17 protein-coding genes are annotated in these 16087 nt (G+C 37.1%); 9 read left to right on the top strand and 8 right to left on the bottom strand.

Annotated elements, in window-relative coordinates; translation table 11 throughout:
• The 4 genes from C9914_RS01875 to C9914_RS01860 all read left to right on the top strand — a co-directional run bounded on the left by C9914_RS01875 (window position 1) and on the right by C9914_RS01860 (window position 4721).
• The gene (locus C9914_RS01875) at window positions 1–1440 is read left to right on the top strand and encodes an AAA family ATPase (protein WP_106762962.1); all 1440 of its coding nucleotides are present in this window, start codon (window positions 1–3) and stop codon (window positions 1438–1440) included.
• Window positions 1441–1475: 35 nt separating this feature from the next.
• Window positions 1476–2747 carry a GTPase ObgE gene (gene obgE / locus C9914_RS01870; protein ID WP_106762960.1) on the top strand — a complete coding sequence of 424 codons (1272 nt, stop codon included), beginning with the start codon at window positions 1476–1478 and terminating at the stop codon, window positions 2745–2747.
• Between the two features lie 194 nt (window positions 2748–2941).
• Window positions 2942–3952, top strand: a complete 1011-nt coding sequence (spoVAD, locus tag C9914_RS01865) for a stage V sporulation protein AD (RefSeq protein WP_022263846.1) — start codon at window positions 2942–2944, stop codon at window positions 3950–3952.
• A gap of 229 nt (window positions 3953–4181) precedes the next feature.
• Window positions 4182–4721 carry a phosphatase PAP2 family protein gene (locus tag C9914_RS01860; RefSeq protein ID WP_106762959.1) on the top strand — a complete coding sequence of 180 codons (540 nt, stop codon included), beginning with the start codon at window positions 4182–4184 and terminating at the stop codon, window positions 4719–4721.
• 159 nt (window positions 4722–4880) lie between these two features.
• On the opposite strand, the gene C9914_RS01855 is transcribed toward C9914_RS01860, so the two are convergent.
• Window positions 4881–5453, bottom strand: a complete 573-nt coding sequence (locus tag C9914_RS01855; protein WP_022263848.1) for a PduL/EutD family phosphate acyltransferase — start codon at window positions 5451–5453, stop codon at window positions 4881–4883.
• A 261-nt stretch (window positions 5454–5714) separates the two neighbouring features.
• On the opposite strand from C9914_RS01855, the gene C9914_RS01850 reads away from it, so the two are divergent.
• The 5 genes from C9914_RS01850 (at window position 5715) to C9914_RS01830 (ending at window position 11049) form a co-directional block, all read left to right on the top strand.
• Entirely contained in the window at window positions 5715–6467 is a 753-nt protein-coding gene (locus C9914_RS01850; protein ID WP_022263849.1) for an ABC transporter ATP-binding protein, read from the top strand.
• Window positions 6468–6607: 140 nt separating this feature from the next.
• Window positions 6608–6862 (top strand): 30S ribosomal protein S20, encoded by a 255-nt coding sequence (gene rpsT, locus C9914_RS01845; protein ID WP_022263850.1) that lies wholly within the window; start codon window positions 6608–6610, stop codon window positions 6860–6862.
• Window positions 6863–7173: 311 nt separating this feature from the next.
• The gene (locus C9914_RS01840) at window positions 7174–7887 is read left to right on the top strand and encodes a CvpA family protein (protein ID WP_022263851.1); all 714 of its coding nucleotides are present in this window, start codon (window positions 7174–7176) and stop codon (window positions 7885–7887) included.
• A gap of 20 nt (window positions 7888–7907) precedes the next feature.
• Window positions 7908–8519: a CDP-alcohol phosphatidyltransferase family protein gene (locus C9914_RS01835; protein ID WP_106762957.1), complete on the top strand. Its 612-nt coding sequence runs from the start codon at window positions 7908–7910 to the stop codon at window positions 8517–8519.
• Between the two features lie 196 nt (window positions 8520–8715).
• Window positions 8716–11049, top strand: a complete 2334-nt coding sequence (locus C9914_RS01830; RefSeq protein WP_106762955.1) for an ATP-dependent Clp protease ATP-binding subunit — start codon at window positions 8716–8718, stop codon at window positions 11047–11049.
• Window positions 11050–11190: 141 nt separating this feature from the next.
• Here the strand turns inward: C9914_RS01830 and rpmA are convergent, their stop codons facing one another.
• From rpmA to C9914_RS01795, 7 genes are all read right to left on the bottom strand, one after another.
• Window positions 11191–11472 carry a 50S ribosomal protein L27 gene (gene rpmA / locus C9914_RS01825; RefSeq protein ID WP_022263854.1) on the bottom strand — a complete coding sequence of 94 codons (282 nt, stop codon included), beginning with the start codon at window positions 11470–11472 and terminating at the stop codon, window positions 11191–11193.
• Between the two features lie 3 nt (window positions 11473–11475).
• Entirely contained in the window at window positions 11476–11796 is a 321-nt protein-coding gene (locus C9914_RS01820) for a ribosomal-processing cysteine protease Prp (protein ID WP_022263855.1), read from the bottom strand.
• Window positions 11796–12104 carry a 50S ribosomal protein L21 gene (rplU, locus tag C9914_RS01815; RefSeq protein WP_022263856.1) on the bottom strand — a complete coding sequence of 103 codons (309 nt, stop codon included), beginning with the start codon at window positions 12102–12104 and terminating at the stop codon, window positions 11796–11798. Before rplU ends, C9914_RS01820 begins: the two co-directional genes overlap by 1 nt.
• A 146-nt stretch (window positions 12105–12250) precedes the next feature.
• Window positions 12251–12622, bottom strand: coding sequence for a FeoB-associated Cys-rich membrane protein (locus C9914_RS01810; RefSeq protein ID WP_106763263.1), 372 nt, complete (start codon window positions 12620–12622; stop codon window positions 12251–12253).
• Between the two features lie 436 nt (window positions 12623–13058).
• Window positions 13059–13265, bottom strand: coding sequence for a FeoB-associated Cys-rich membrane protein (locus C9914_RS01805; RefSeq protein WP_022263858.1), 207 nt, complete (start codon window positions 13263–13265; stop codon window positions 13059–13061).
• A 21-nt stretch (window positions 13266–13286) separates the two neighbouring features.
• Window positions 13287–15701 (bottom strand): ferrous iron transporter B, encoded by a 2415-nt coding sequence (gene feoB, locus C9914_RS01800; RefSeq protein WP_106762953.1) that lies wholly within the window; start codon window positions 15699–15701, stop codon window positions 13287–13289.
• 97 nt (window positions 15702–15798) lie between these two features.
• Window positions 15799–16023: a FeoA family protein gene (locus C9914_RS01795; protein ID WP_106763261.1), complete on the bottom strand. Its 225-nt coding sequence runs from the start codon at window positions 16021–16023 to the stop codon at window positions 15799–15801.
• Window positions 16024–16087 lie beyond the last annotated feature (64 nt).

The raw sequence follows: 16087 nt of genomic DNA, 5'->3' as shown, positions 1-16087 counted from the left end.
ATGGATATTAAAGAAGCAAAGCTTGAAATTATAAATACAGTTAAGGCATACTTGAGTAAAAACTCAGAGGGTGAGTATATAATTCCAAGAGTACATCAAAGGCCAATTTTACTTATGGGGCCTCCTGGAATAGGCAAAACTCAGATTATGGAGCAAGTCGCAAAGGAATGTGGAATTGCCTTAGTTTCCTATACAATTACTCACCATACAAGACAGAGTGCAGTAGGCTTGCCTTTTATTGTAAAAAAAGATTATATGGGCAAGGAATATTCTGTTACAGAATATACCATGAGTGAAATTATTGCTGCTGTTTATGATAAAATAGAGAGTTCAGGACTTAAAGAGGGCATACTCTTTATAGATGAAATTAACTGTGTTTCAGAAACTCTTGCTCCTGCAATACTTGAATTATTGCAATTCAAGCGTTTTGGCAATACAGATATACCGAATGGCTGGGTGCTTGCTACTGCAGGAAACCCACCAGAATATAATAAATCTGTCCGAGAGCTTGATATAGTAACACTCGATAGAGTAAAGCGTATAGATGTAAGAGAAAATTTCCCTGTCTGGAAAGAATATGCTTATAAAAAAGGGATTCACCCTGCGATTATTTCCTATCTTGATTTAAGACGAAATAATTTCTATCGAATTGAAGAAAGCGTAGATGGAACAGAATTTGCCACAGCCCGTGGCTGGGAAGATTTGTCGCAGACTATGGGCATTTATGAACAGATGGGAGTACAGATAAGTGATAGTATAGTTTATCAGTTTATTCAGCATAGAAAAATTGCGGTAGATTTTGCAAATTATTATGAGCTTTATATCCGTTATGAAAAAGAATATCCGATTGATGAGGTTTTTGCAGGCAGATTTGAAAACTATAATCTCAAAAAGCTTAGCGGTGCACCATTTGATGAAAGACTTAGTGTAGTATCTATACTTGTTTCTAAGCTTGCAAACAGAGCAAAGGCGGTACTGTTTAAGAATAATACTATTACTGAAATATTTGATATTTTGAAAGAGATTAAATCTTCTGAGAGCGGAGAAATCTCAAAGTTGCTTTTTGCTCAAATAAATTCTTTAAGAGAAGAATATGGCAGTGAGGGAATAACGCTCGAAAGAGCAGAAGTTCTAAAAGCCACTGCCAAAAAGCTTAAAGAATATATAGAAAATTCAAAATATTCTGAAAGCTTTGATACTCTTAAAAATCTTTTTGATGCAGATACAGCACTACTTGATAATGACATTGATGAGCTTTCTAAGTCGCTGGAATATGCCTTTGATTTTATGGAGCTTATTTTTGGAGCAACTCAGGAAATGACTGTCTTTGTAACAGAGCTTTCAATAAATATATATACACTTAGATTTATTGAAGAATTTGGCTGTGAGAAATTTTATAGATATAATAAAATATTATTAGTTGATGGAGAAACACTTTAGAAGATTTAATCTTTTTAAAAAGGAGGAAATTTATAATGTTTGTAGATGTAGCTAAGATACAGATAACAGCAGGTGACGGCGGAGATGGTGCGGTTGCCTTTCATAGAGAGAAATATGTTGCCGCAGGTGGTCCGGACGGTGGAGATGGCGGTCGAGGAGGAAATATAATTTTCAAGGCTGATGATAACCTTTCAACCTTGGCAGATTTCCGCTATAAACGCAAGTATAAAGCAGCAAAGGGTGAGAACGGCAGAGGTGCTCGCTGTAATGGTAAGAAAGCTGAAGATTTAGTTATTCGTGTACCTCGTGGAACTCTTATTAAAGATGCTAATACAGGCAGAATTATTGCTGATATTTCAGATGATGAGCCTGTTATTGTTGCAAAGGGTGGTAGAGGTGGCTGGGGAAATACTCATTTCGCAACACCTACAAGACAAACTCCACGCTTTGCAAAACCTGGTTTGCCCGGAGAGAGTATGGAGGTTTCTCTTGAATTAAAGCTTCTTGCAGATGTTGGCTTGGTTGGTTATCCTAATGTTGGCAAAAGTACACTTGTTTCAGTTGTAAGTGAGGCAAAGCCTGTTATTGCTAACTATCATTTCACAACAATAACTCCAGTTTTGGGTGTTGTCAGAATGGGCGAGGGAAGCTCATTTGTAATGGCAGATATTCCTGGACTTATTGAGGGAGCGGGTGAAGGCGTAGGCTTAGGACATCAGTTCTTGCGTCATGTTGAACGCTGTCGTATGCTTGTTCATATAGTTGATGTTTCAGGCAGTGAGGGCAGAGACCCGAAAGAAGATTTCCGTATTATAAATGAAGAACTTAAAAAATTCAATCCAGAACTTGCAGAGCGTCCAATGATTGTTGCAGGTAACAAGTGTGACCTTACAACAGATGAGGCTGTTGAAGATTTCAGAAGGTTCATAGAAGACCAAGGATATGAATTTTTCCCAATAATGGCGGCTATTGCATATCAGACAGAACCGCTTTTAAAGCGTATTCAAGAGATGCTCTCTAAACTTCCTCCTATTTCTCACTACGAGCCAGAGCCAGCTCCGGTTATAGAGGAGGACGAGCTTGGTAAGCAAGAAGTCAAGGTTACAGTTCAGGACGGTATATTCTTTGTTGAGGGCGAGTGGTTGCTTACGCTTATTCGTTCAATCAACTTTGATGACAGCGAATCCGTACAGTACTTCCAGCGTATGCTTATAAAAACAGGCGTTATTGATGCTCTTAAAGAAGCTGGCATAGCTGAGGGCGACCCAGTAGACATTTACGAAATTGAATTTGACTATATCGAATAAAATATATTATATAAATTAAAAGCTTCGCTCAAGCCTTGTTAAAGGCTTGTAAGGTCGTGGGCTTTAAGGCCAAAGCCCTTAAATTCTCTTGATTTCTAAATCGGTGGACTAAATCCACCGATTTTATTTTTGAATAAATAAATCTACTTTGGAAATAATATCTATGAAATCTCATATTGGAGGATGCATAAGATATGCCAAAAAGAATAGGAAAATATACTCTTGAAATCGAAAATGATGTTAGAATATTAAATAATGCTGCTATTGTTGGTCATAAAGAGGCAGAAGGTCCTCTTGCTAAATATTTTGACAAAACATACAGCGATGATAAATTTGGCGAATCCTCTTGGGAAAAAGCTGAAAGCTTTCTACAAAAGTCTGCGGTAGAATTAGCTCTAAAAAAGGCGGATATAGATGCCTCAAGTATAAATTATATTTTCGCAGGAGATTTACTTAATCAGTGTATTTCCTCAACATTTGGGCTTCGTGCCTTGGGAATACCTTTCCTTGGTCAATATGGAGCTTGCTCTACAATGGCTCAGACAATTTCAATGGCATCAGTGTTCGCAGATAGCTTTGCCGCTGATAGATGTGTCGCTGTTACATCGTCACATTTCTGTTCAGCAGAAAGACAATTCCGTTTTCCGCTTGAATATGGAGGACAGAGAACACCGACTGCTCAATGGACAGTTACAGGTTCTGGAGCCGCAATTATTCAGAGAGGTGGAAGTGGCGTAAAAATCAAGCGTATAACAATCGGAAGAATCACTGATATGGGTATTAAAGATGCCAATAATATGGGTGCGGCGATGGCTCCTGCGGCGGCTCAGACTATACTTGATTATTTTTCAGATACAAAAGAAAAGCCACAAAATTTTGATTTAATTCTAACAGGTGACCTCGGTATGGTCGGAAAAACCTTGCTTTTAGAATTGCTCGAAAAGGAAGGCTTGCAGATAAGTCGTCAGCATAATGACTGTGGCTTGATGATTTTCGATATAAATTCTCAAGATGTTCACGCAGGCGGTTCGGGTTGTGGTTGCAGTGGCTCGGTATTTTGTTCATATGTATTACAAAAAATGAAAAATAGTGAGCTTAAAAGAGTATTGTTTATTGCAACTGGAGCTTTAATGTCGCCAACCTCGGCACAACAGGGTGAAAGTATCCCAGGAGTAGCACATCTTATAGAGCTTGAATCTGAATAATTTTTAAATACAATTGATACTATATATAGTTATGCTAAATTTGATATAAAACTTTATATTCTGTGCAGATTTATCAAAAAAAGTATAAAATGTTGGTACTCATTTCCGAGAAAAATGTATACCGTTTTATCTTAAAATGTGTTATAATAAATAAGAATAGTAATGTATTCGGCAAGTGAAAAGGCTTGTCGGATATATTTTGCTGAATTTTGTTTCGGAGGTGAGTAATATGCTTAGTCGCATTCAGGATTGGGACAACCGTATGCTTGATAGAATTTCAAAACTGCGTACTAAGCGGTTGAACAAAATAATGGTTGGTGCAACAACTATTGGAAATAGTGGCTTAGTATGGTTTGTTCTTGCAATAGCTTTATTGCCTTTTCAGAAATATAGAACCTCTGGAATAGCCATAATAATAGCAATTATTGTTTCTTGGCTTTGTGGAGAGGTTACGATAAAAAATATTGTTGGCAGAGTTCGTCCTTGTCATAAGGTCAGCGAAGAACAACTTTTAATAAAAAATCCTCCGCACTATTCATTTCCGTCTGGACATACAACCTCGTCATTTGCAGCAACAACAGTTATGTTCTTTATGCACCCAATACTTGCAATTCCGATGCTCTTTTTAGCAGCATTAATTGCATTTTCTCGTACATATCTTTTGGTTCACTACATTACAGATGTTTTAGCAGGTGTGGCTTTAGGAATTATAACAGGCTGTATAGTAGTTCCAGTTATATACTCCATTTCAGTGTTGAATTTTTCTTAAATAATTAACGGCAGAGCTTATTTTGAACCGACCCCAAAAAAGTTAGACCAAAATCTAACGATTTGGAGGTCGGTTCATTTAAAGTAAAGCCCTGCCGTTTTTTTATATATTATTTTATATATTATTTTATATATTATTTTATATATTATTTGTTAGCTTTTAGCCAACAATAACTTCCCCTTCAACAGTTCCAGGAAGACCTGCTGCGTTAGATTCATCTGTGTCGATGTGCATAGCAGCTGCATAAGATTCACTTACTCTTACAACAACATCTCCGAAGATAAGCTTTCTGCCCTCTCCACCAACTTCAACGCTGACAATCTGCTTGTCCTTAACGCCAAATTTTTCTGCATCTTCGGGTGTGAAGTGAATGTGACGCTTTGCAGCGATAACACCCTTTTCAATATCAACTTCACCAGCAGGACCAATAAGCTTACATCCAGGAGTACCCTCAATGTCACCAGATTCACGAACAGGAGCAGCAATACCGATTTTTCTTAAATCAGTGAGTGAAAGCTCAACCTGGTCAGCCTTTCTGACAGGACCAAGGATAGAAACATTCTTCATTTCTCCCTTAGGGCCAACAATAGTAATTCTTTCCATACTTGCAAATTGTCCAGGCTGTGAGAGCTCTTTTTTCTTAGTAAGAGTAGCTCCTGCACCAAAGAGCTTCTCAAGAGTTTCCTGTGTTACATGCACATGGCGTGCAGATGTTTCAACCATAACCTTCATTGTTATCTTCTCCAATCATAAATGATTTATAGTTTTATTTTATACCTGTTTTTGGCGAATGTAAAGTATTTTTATTCTGTAATTTTATGATTTCCATAAATTTTAAACTCAAATTTTAAATAAGTCTATCAATACGCTTATTGACAAATAATACTTATGAATGTAAAATTCTTATTATAGTAGGAAAATTACGGCTGTATGATTTTTATATCATCAGTCTAATGAAATAATAAGCTTATTTCATTATGAAAGGGTGCGTATATGAGCAACGAGATTGAGGCTAAAGAAACGCCTATTATCGAATTTAAAAATGTAAGTAAAACCTATACATTATATAAAAGTAGCAGAGAGCAGTTTTCAGCGTTGTTTTATCATTCTAAAAAGCTTCATAAGCATAAGGCACTCAATGATGTAAGCTTTAAGATTTATAAAGGTGAATCTGTTGGCATAGTTGGCAACAACGGTGCTGGTAAATCTACTCTTTTAAAAATGATTACAGGAGTATCATTTCCTGATACAGGTGATATTATAGTAAAGGGCAGAGTTGCTGCCTTGCTTGAGCTTACAGCAGGCTTTTCAAATGAAATGACAGGCAGAGAAAATATATATCTCAAAGGCTACCTTCTTGGTTTAAAGGATAAGGAAATCAAAGGTAATATGGAGGATAGAGTAGTAGAGTTTGCCGACCTTGGCGAATATATAGACCAGCCTGTCAGAACCTATTCAAGCGGTATGAAAATGCGTCTTGGTTTTGCTATAAATATCAATATAGAGCCTGATATACTTGTTGTTGATGAAGCTCTCAGCGTTGGTGATGCAAGCTTTAAAAAGAAGTGTAAAAACAAAATTAAAGATTTGATTAAATCAGGAGTAACAGTTCTTTTCGTCAGCCATAATAAAGATAATGTCGAAGAAGTCTGTACTCGTGCAATATATCTCAAAAGTGGTACAGTTATTTGCGATGGCAAGGTAGAAGATGTCTTAAAAGTTTACGAATCTAAAAATAAAAAATAAACTTGTGCATTTAAACATATTTTTTGATATAAATAAACCTTAGGACATATAAGTTATCAAAAATAAAAAAATGCTTGCAATTTTGCCCGGATTATGTTATTATATCTATTACGAGAGCATTTAAAAAGGAGGTGCCACATATGCCTAATATTAAGTCAGCTAAGAAGCGTGTTAAGGTTATCGCTGTTAAGACTGCGAGAAATAAGGCTGCTAATTCCGCACTTAAAACTTCTATTAAGAAGGCAAATACAGCTATCGAAAACAATGCGGCAGATAAGGAGCAAGCAGTTCGTGCTGCTGTAAGCAGTATCGACAGAGCAGTTTCTAAGGGTCTTCTCCATAAGAATACCGCTGCTAGAAAGAAATCAGCACTTGTCCGTAAGGCTGCTGTCTGATTATAGTTTGATTTATAATGGCCAATAAGGCTAAGTTTAAACGCTGTTTCGGTAGTTCCGAAAGGCGTTTTTCTTTTACCACTTTAAAAAGCTTGTGCCATATAAATAATGTAAAACTCTTTTATTGTAATACTTTATAAAAAACTAAGTATAAACTCTATTAAATTTAGATGTTGTGCTTTTTCCTCTTATGTGATATTATATATTTATCTGTTATTCTACAAAATATTCGATTCGTGATGGTGAAAATTTATTCGATATTTTTGTTCTAAAAAACAGATAATTGTGGTGGTAAGAGGGAAGATATTTTTATGGATATGTTGAGTGTTGCTTTGGATATAACTACTGTGGTTATTATAATCTTGATTACAGCAACGAGCATAAAAAGAGGTTTGATTACATCAATAATCGAATTTGTTGGAGGAATATTATCGGCGGTTGGTTCTGCTTTTTTAGGTTGGTTCTTTGCAATAGCAGGATATAATATAAGCTTTAAAAGTGCAATAATGAATTCGGTAGATTCAGTTATTTATAAAGATGGTGGGTTTATCTCTGAAAATATATTTAATGCGTTGCCTAAAATGGTTCAAAATTCATTAGGCTTTGATGGCATAAATTCATCAAACTTTTTAAATTCAAGCACAGTAAATAATTCAAATACTATTACAGAAGCTATTGAGCAGCAGATTTCACCATATGTCATTTCATATATGACAAAGATAAGTATGGTTGTATTTTTTACGATTTTTATGGTTATTATAATAACCTTATCATCTAAGTTTTCTAAATATTTTGCTAATAACGATTTAAAAATATTTAATAATATTTTTAGTGCTTTATTTGGTTTAGTTAAGGCTATATTTATTATAATGACTTTAATTATTTTAGTTGATGCGATTGTTCTTTCTCTGGACGCAGATTCGTATAATGCTTTTAATAACGCTGTAAACTCAAGTATTTTATTCAAATTGATTTATAATGTAAATATTCCATCGTTTATTATTTCGATTATTACTGGTGCATAATATTTTCAAGGAGAGAATTTATGAGCAAGGGAGTAGATATTCTAAAGAAGAATCTAACCATACCAAATATCCTTTCGTTTATTCGTATTGTGGTAATTGTTCCATTGGTTATTTCTTTTTTGAATGAGAGATTTATAGAATCAGGCATATACTTATTAATATCAGGGCTTTCTGATATGTTCGATGGAGCTATAGCCCGAAAATTTAATCAAGTCACACAGCTTGGAAAAATATTAGACCCAATAGCTGATAAGCTTACACTTATTGCAGTTGTTATATGTCTTGCAATATTATTCCCAAGTGTATGGCCTATTGTTATTATACTTATGTCTAAAGATATACTTATGCTTATTGGTGGTGCAGTTTTACTTTGTATGAAGATAAGACCACCTGCTGCAAAATGGTATGGTAAGGTTGCAACAGCAATATTTTATGTAAGCATTACAACTATGGTTTGTTTAAGTGCTATTTTTAATTATAAAAATGATGTTTTAGATATTATTCTTATGAGCCTTACACTTATTGCTATGATAGTTGCGTTTGTAAGCTATGCTATAATTTTTGTTAAGCTTATAAAAAATAGAAATAATAATGATATAGATAAGATTGAAAGCGAATCTAAAGCTAAATAAACCATATTTTATCATATGCAAATAAGTTGGTTATTTATGCTGTTAAATACCTTAATTCGCTTGACTTTTTTAAGAAAATAGGATATAAATTTTTTATGACGCATTTTAAAAGCTAAAAATATAAGCGTTTATTGTGTTAAGTAAGACATAATTAACTCGATAATTATGTATTCCTAAATTAAGGATGTGGAAAACAATGTTATGTTCAAGATGTCAAAAAAGACCTGCTGTCGTATTTGTAAGTACAGGAAGCGACAGTAGTGATACAAAAGGCTACTGCCTTTCTTGTGCTAAGGAATTGAATATCAAGCAGGTTACAGATATTATGAATCAGATGGGAATTTCCGAGGAAGATTTCGATGCTATGCAGGAGCAAATGGACGAACTGATGAGTGCAGACACAGATATGGCAAATCTTTCAGACGATAGCACAGACCCAGATGATGAAAGCGATGACGGTTATACAACAGGTGGCGCACCAACATTCCCACCGTTCTTTAAAAACCTTTTTTCTATGAGCAAACCAGAAGATGAATTGTCCAAGAAGGGCGATAAGTCTTCAGTAGATGGCAAGAAGTCTGATAGAGATAAGAAAAAGGAAGATAAGAAAAAGCAAAAAAAGAGAAAGCATATTGAGCTTTATTGTGATGACTTAATCAAGAAAGCTAAAGATGGAAAGATTGATAGAGTTATAGGTCGTGAAAAAGAAATTGAGCGAGCTATTCAGATTCTCAGCCGTAGAACAAAGAATAACCCTTGCCTTATAGGCGAGCCTGGTGTAGGTAAGACAGCTATTGCAGAGGGCTTGGCTCTTAGAATAGCAAGTGGTGATGTTCCATTCCGCCTTAAAAGCAAGGAAATTTTCCTGCTCAATCTTACTTCACTTGTAGCTGGAACTCAGTTCAGAGGACAGTTTGAGAGCCGTATTAAGGGTGTTATTGATGAGGCTCAAGAGGACGGAAACATTATTTTGTTCATTGATGAAATTCATACCCTTATTGGTACAGGTGCAGCAGAGGGTTCTATGGACGCAGCAAATATTCTGAAGCCTGCTCTTTCAAGAGGGCTTATTCAGGTTATAGGTGCAACAACCTTTGCTGAATATAGAAAGTACATCGAAAATGATGCTGCTCTTGAGAGGCGTTTCCAGCCAATCACAGTAGCAGAGCCATCTATTGATGATACAATAAAGGTTCTTTCCGGCATCAAAGATTACTATGAAACATATCATAGAGTAGCTGTTACAGATGAAATTGTCCGTAAAACAGTAAGACTTTCAGAAAGATACATTACAGACAGATTCTTGCCAGATAAGGCAATCGACTTGCTTGATGAAGCTTGCACCTATGCTTCACTCAGAAATGTCAGACTTGAGGAGTATGACGAAAATAAGAAGAAGCTTGATGATATGAAAAAGCAAGAGGAAGATATTGAGAGCCAGACAGATGTTGATTATGAAAAGCTTGCAAAGTTAAGATATGATATTTCTGTTGCGGAAAAGGCTGTTGATGATATTAAAGATGAAGCGCTTGGCTGCAAGGTCACAGAGGGCGATATAGCTCATGTTATCGAGCTTTGGACAGGTATTCCTGCATCAAAGGTTCAGGATAACGAGCTTAATAAGCTTGCAGGTTTTGAAGATAAGCTTCGTGAGAAGCTTATTGGTCAAGATGAAGCTATTTCAGCTCTTGCGGCAGCGGTTAAGCGTACAAGAGTTCAGATAAGCCCAAGAAGACGACCAGCATCATTCATCTTTGTAGGACCTACTGGCGTGGGTAAAACAGAGCTTGTAAAGGTTATGTCTAAGGAGCTTTTTGACACTCCAGAAACTCTTATAAGACTTGATATGTCCGAATATATGGAGAAACATTCAGTTTCTAAGATTATCGGTTCGCCTCCAGGATATGTCGGCTACGATGAAGCAGGACAGATTACCGAAAAGGTTCGTCGCAGACCATATTCCGTATTGCTCTTTGATGAAATCGAAAAGGCTCACCCTGATGTTTTAAATATTCTCCTACAAATCCTTGATGAAGGCGTTATCACAGATGCTCACGGCAGAAAGGTTAATTTCGAGAATACAGTTATCGTTATGACCTCCAATGCAGGAAGCAACAAGAAAGAAAATGCACTCGGCTTTGGCAAAACAGAAGAAGACGCAACTAAAGAAAAGGTTTATGCAGCCTTGTCAGAGTTTTTAAGACCTGAATTTATAAGCCGTATAGATGAGATTATAGTTTTCCGTCATCTTAGTGAGGACGATTTTGTCAAGATTGCAAAGCTTATGCTTAGCGAATATATAGATTCTCTCGCAGAAAAGGGAATAGAATTTACATTTGATGAGAATGCACAGAAAGCTCTTGCTAAGAAGGCTTATGGTGGTAAGAGTGGTGCTCGTGACCTTAGAAATGTAATACGCAAAGAGGTTGAAGATAAGATAGCCTCTGCAATTATTGATAATAGAAGCATTCCGATTGGCAGAATTCATCTCGGAGCAGATGGCGACGAATTAAAGCTTGATGTACTCTAAGATACAATCATAATAAAAAAGACATAGCTCAGAAATGGGCTATGTTTTTTATTTTGCAGACACTTGAAAGTTGTAATCGAAAAACAATAAAAACAAAAATGGGAAACCCCTGAAGGATTTCCCATTAAAAATCAGTTGTTATTAGTCAGCTGCGTAAACAGAAACCTGCTTGCGGTCACGACCAACACGCTCAAACTTGACAACACCGTCAATTTTAGCAAAGAGAGTATCATCAGAACCACGGCCAACATTGTTGCCTGGGTGAATGTGTGTTCCACGCTGCTTTACGAGAATGTTGCCAGCGAGAACTGTCTGACCGTCTGCACGCTTTGTGCCAAGACGCTTAGACTCAGATTCACGACCGTTGTGAGAACTACCCTGTCCCTTTTTATGAGCAAAAAGCTGAATATTAATCTTTAGCATTTGTTACACCTCCGTATAGTTTACAGTAAGATTATTCGGATACATTTCTTCAGTGTTTATAAGGTGAAGCTTTAAGCCCTCAAGAATATCCTTACAAAGCACTGCGTCACTTCTCTTTATCATAACATAAACTTCGCCATCATCGTCATAAATATCGGCTTTTGCCTTAATGACCTCAGAAATAGTATTAGCGGTAAGTATAGCTGCACTCGAAACGAAAGCGCAGAGAATATCTTGTCCGCTTTCTGCCATATCTGAATGACCTTTTATACGATAACCGATTAGTTCGCCTGTGGGTAAAGAGAAAAATTCCGCATTAATCATTATGCTTCGATAGCTTCGATTTGTACCTTTGTGTAAGGCTGTCTGTGGCCCATTTTGCGTTTTTCGCTCTTCTTAGGCTTATAAGTAAAGACAGTAATCTTCTTGCCCTTACCATTTTTAAGAACCTTACCTGATACCTTTGCACCCTCGACATAAGGTGTACCGACCTTGAAGCCATCATCTGTGCTTACGGCTACAACCTTGAAGTCAACTGTGGACTCTTCTGCTGCGTCAAGCTTTTCTACATAGATAGTATCGCCATTAGATACCTTGTACTGCTTTCCGCCTGTTTCAATAACTGCGTACATTTTTGGCACCTGCCTATTATTAAACTCGCTATGTTGAGGCGGAGCATTCAGGCTCGCTTAAAAAAGCCTCTGATAAGCGGCTTATAAATTATATCACAAGGGAAGAGGAATGTCAATTATTTTTTATAAAAATTAGGTCTGTTTACTTAGTGAATGCTTATAGGCTTATAGCCTGCGTCACGGACAATTTGTCTGAGTAAGGCATCATCTTTATTTTCTTTCATAAGTATAGTAGCTTGATTCTTTTTGAGATTTACACTTGCGTAGAAACCATCAATAGAATTAAAAGCATTTTCCACTCTTGTGGCACAGTTTTTGCAAGTCATACCCTCAATTTCGATAGTTTTTGAAAAAGGATAGTTATTCTTGTTTGTATCACTTGGTTTGACCTTTTGAATGCCGTCACCCTCTGCACCACAACAGCCATTAGAGAGCTTTTTAATATAGTTTCTAATTGCAAAGAATGCAATCAAAACTAAAACTGCACAAATAATAATCGTAGAAACATAGCTTGGCATATATATCACCTCACGTTAATTTTTAAGAAGAAATGTATTAATTAGCTCAAAGGCTATCCAGAAGACAATTAAAAGTTTCGCTTGAGCCTTTTCAAAGGCTCATAGGTCAAGGGCAACGCCCTTGTCGCTCTCCGCAGAGAGCGAAATACCTTTGGGCGAAGCCCAACATTTATTTGCTCCTGAGCGGCGGACTTTGTCCGACGCTTTTTCTTTTGTCAGCAACATTAGTCGAAAAATGGGCGAACTTTGTTCGCCCATTAGGGGCAAGAGATGTTAAGGGCTTCGCCCTTAAAACCCACGAGGGACTCTGTCCCTCGACCCTGCAAGCCTTTAAAAAGGCTTGACCTAAACTTTAATCGTCTTAAAGCAAGTCTGTTAGCTAAAAAACATTTAGCGTATAGATAAGAGGGAAAGACGAATCTTTCCCTCTCCTTAGTTAATTATTTAGTTTTTGGTGTTTTGATGTTTCTTGTGTTGGGTGACAGCTTGCACAACAGCCACCACAGGAAGCACATGAACCGCCACAGCCACCTTTACCGCTCTTTTTTTCTTTAACCATACTTCTTATTACAAGAAATACTATAAAAGCAACAATAAGAGCAATAATAATTGAAGAACCATAGGTCGCTAAAAATTGTAGCATAAGAAACATCTCCTTAACTGATTAAGCGTTGATTTTAACTTTCTGAGTAAACTTTGTGCTTTCCTTATAAGGTCTTACAAGAAGATAAATAACAAAAGCGATAATTGCGAAAGCAACGATAGAGCCAATAATTGTAAATACATCGAAGTGTCCTGAGAAGAGCATACCGAGCTGATAGATAACAAGAGCAGTTGCATAAGCAAATGTGCATTGATAACCGATTGCAAACCATGTCCACTTTGCACTGTTCATTTCTCTCTTGATAGCACCGATAGCTGCGAAGCAAGGAGCGCAGAGAAGATTGAATGCGAGGAATGCGTATCCAGCAAGAGCACCAAGACCCTCGAAGTCGAGGACACCAAATACGCCGACAACCTCTTCCTTAGCAACAAGTCCCATGATAGTAGCGATTGTAGCAGTAGCCTCGCCAAATCCGAGAGGTGCGAAAATCCAACAGATAGCATTACCAATCATACCGAGTACACTGTCGTTAAGTTCCATTTCTGTGCTGAATCCGAATGAACCATCAACCATACCGAAGGAAGAACCAGCCCAGATAATAATTGATGCGAGAAGAATAACTGTACCCGCTCTCTTGATGAAGGACCAGCCACGCTCCCACATTGAACGGAGAATAGAGCCGACTGTTGGAAGATGGTAAGCAGGGAGCTCCATAACGAATGGAGCAGGGTCACCAGCAAACATCTTTGTCTTTTTAAGAATGATACCAGAAATAATGATTGCAGCGATACCAAGGAAGTAAGCACTTGGAGCAACCCACCATGCACCGTCAAAGAGTGCAGTTGCAATCATAGCGATGATAGGAAGCTTAGCACCACAAGGAATAAATGTTGTGGTCATAATAGTCATCTTACGGTCACGGTCATTTTCGATTGTTCTTGATGCCATAATGCCAGGAACACCACAACCTGTACCGATAAGGATTGGAATAAATGACTTACCAGAAAGACCGAACTTTCTGAAGATTCTATCCATAATAAATGCGATACGAGCCATATATCCGCAATATTCAAGGAATGCAAGGAAGATAAAGAGAACAAGCATCTGCGGAACGAAGCCAAGAACAGCACCAACACCGCCGACGATACCGTCAACTATAAGTGCTGAGAGCCAGTCAACACAGTTGATTGCCTCAAGACCGTTGCTTACAAGTGTTGTAATACCTGGAATGTAGACACCATAATCAGCTTTGTCTGGAGCATTTTCCATAATATCATCATTATAATATTCAGAAATATCAATTCCTTCACTTTCGAGAGCTACACTATACGAACCCATAGCCTCTTCAAAGGCATCAAAATCTTCGTCCTGAACAGCTGCAAGAATTTCTTCAGAGCCCTTTATATGTTCATCAACAGCCTTCTGGAGTTCAGCTTCCATTTCCGTCTTGTGGTTGAAAATATTCTCCTCGACGAATTTATCAGTAGCAGCATCATAGTCGCTTCTGCCTATTCCGAAAAGATACCAGCCATCTTCGCCAAAGAGCTGGTCATTAGTAAAGTCAGTAACAAGAGAACCAACAGATGTAACAGAAACATAATAGACAATAATCATAATTATTGCAAAGATTGGAAGTGCAAGCCAACGGTTAGTTACGATACGGTCAATTTTATCTGAAGTTGAAAGCTTTTCCTTGCTCTTTTTCTTGTAACAGCCCTTAATAATACTGCTGATATATGTATATCTTTCATTTGTGATGATACTTTCGGAGTCATCATCAAATTCATTTTCAGCGTCAGCAATGATAGACTCTATATCTGGAAAATCTTCTCTTGTTTCAAGAATCTTGCTGTCACGCTCAAAGAGTTTAATAGCATAGAATCGTTTTTGCTCCTCAGGAATATCCTTAGGAAGCTTTTCAGCGATATTTTCAAGAATATCCTCAACATTCTTAGCAAAAACGTGAGCAACTTCAAACTTCTTGTTTTCCTTAGCAAATTTTACAACTGCATCGGCAGCTTCCTGAATACCCTTGCCTTTAAGAGCAGAAATTTCATAAACAGGGCAGCCAATTTTCTTAGAAAGCTCTTGAATGTTGATAATATCGCCCTTTTTCTCGAGAACATCGAGCATATTTATAGCGATAACAACAGGAATACCAAGTTCTGTGAGCTGAGTTGTAAGATAAAGGTTTCTTTCCAGGTTAGTACCGTCTATGATGTTAAGAATAGCATCAGGACGCTCTGTTATAAGATAGTTTCTTGCAACAACTTCTTCAAGAGTATAAGGAGAAAGGGAATATATACCCGGCAAGTCCATAATAATAACATCTTTATTGCTTTTGAGCTTACCTTCCTTTTTCTCGACTGTAACACCCGGCCAGTTACCGACATATTGATTAGAACCGGTTAAGGCGTTAAATAAAGTCGTTTTACCGCAGTTTGGATTACCTGCGAGTGCGATTTTAATCGACATAGCTTTTCCTCCCAAAATATTAGTTTAGCCTAACCTTTGCATAGTGCTCAGACATTCCTAAGCATAAAACAAAGACTAAGCACGATGATGAAGTAATTTACTTAACAACATCAATCATTTCTGCGTCAGCTTTTCTCAAAGAAAGCTCGTAGCCACGAATAGTGACTTCAATAGGGTCACCAAGCGGAGCAACCTTGCGAATATAGATTTCTACACCTTTAGTTATGCCCATATCCATAATACGACGCTTAACAGCACCCTCTCCATGAAGCTTGACGACTTTAACAGTTTCGCCAACCTTTGCATCTCTAAGAGTCATGATACATTCTCCCTTTCTCAATTTTGATTATTTAAGGAATTTAAAAGTAGGAGAAAATATAACTTTA

The organism is Pseudoruminococcus massiliensis, assembly GCF_900291955.1.
Taxonomy (GTDB): Bacteria; Bacillota; Clostridia; order Oscillospirales; family Acutalibacteraceae; genus Pseudoruminococcus; species Pseudoruminococcus massiliensis.
The sequence above is the reverse complement of the archived record's forward strand: the minus strand, read 5'-3'. Positions and strand labels throughout refer to the sequence as shown.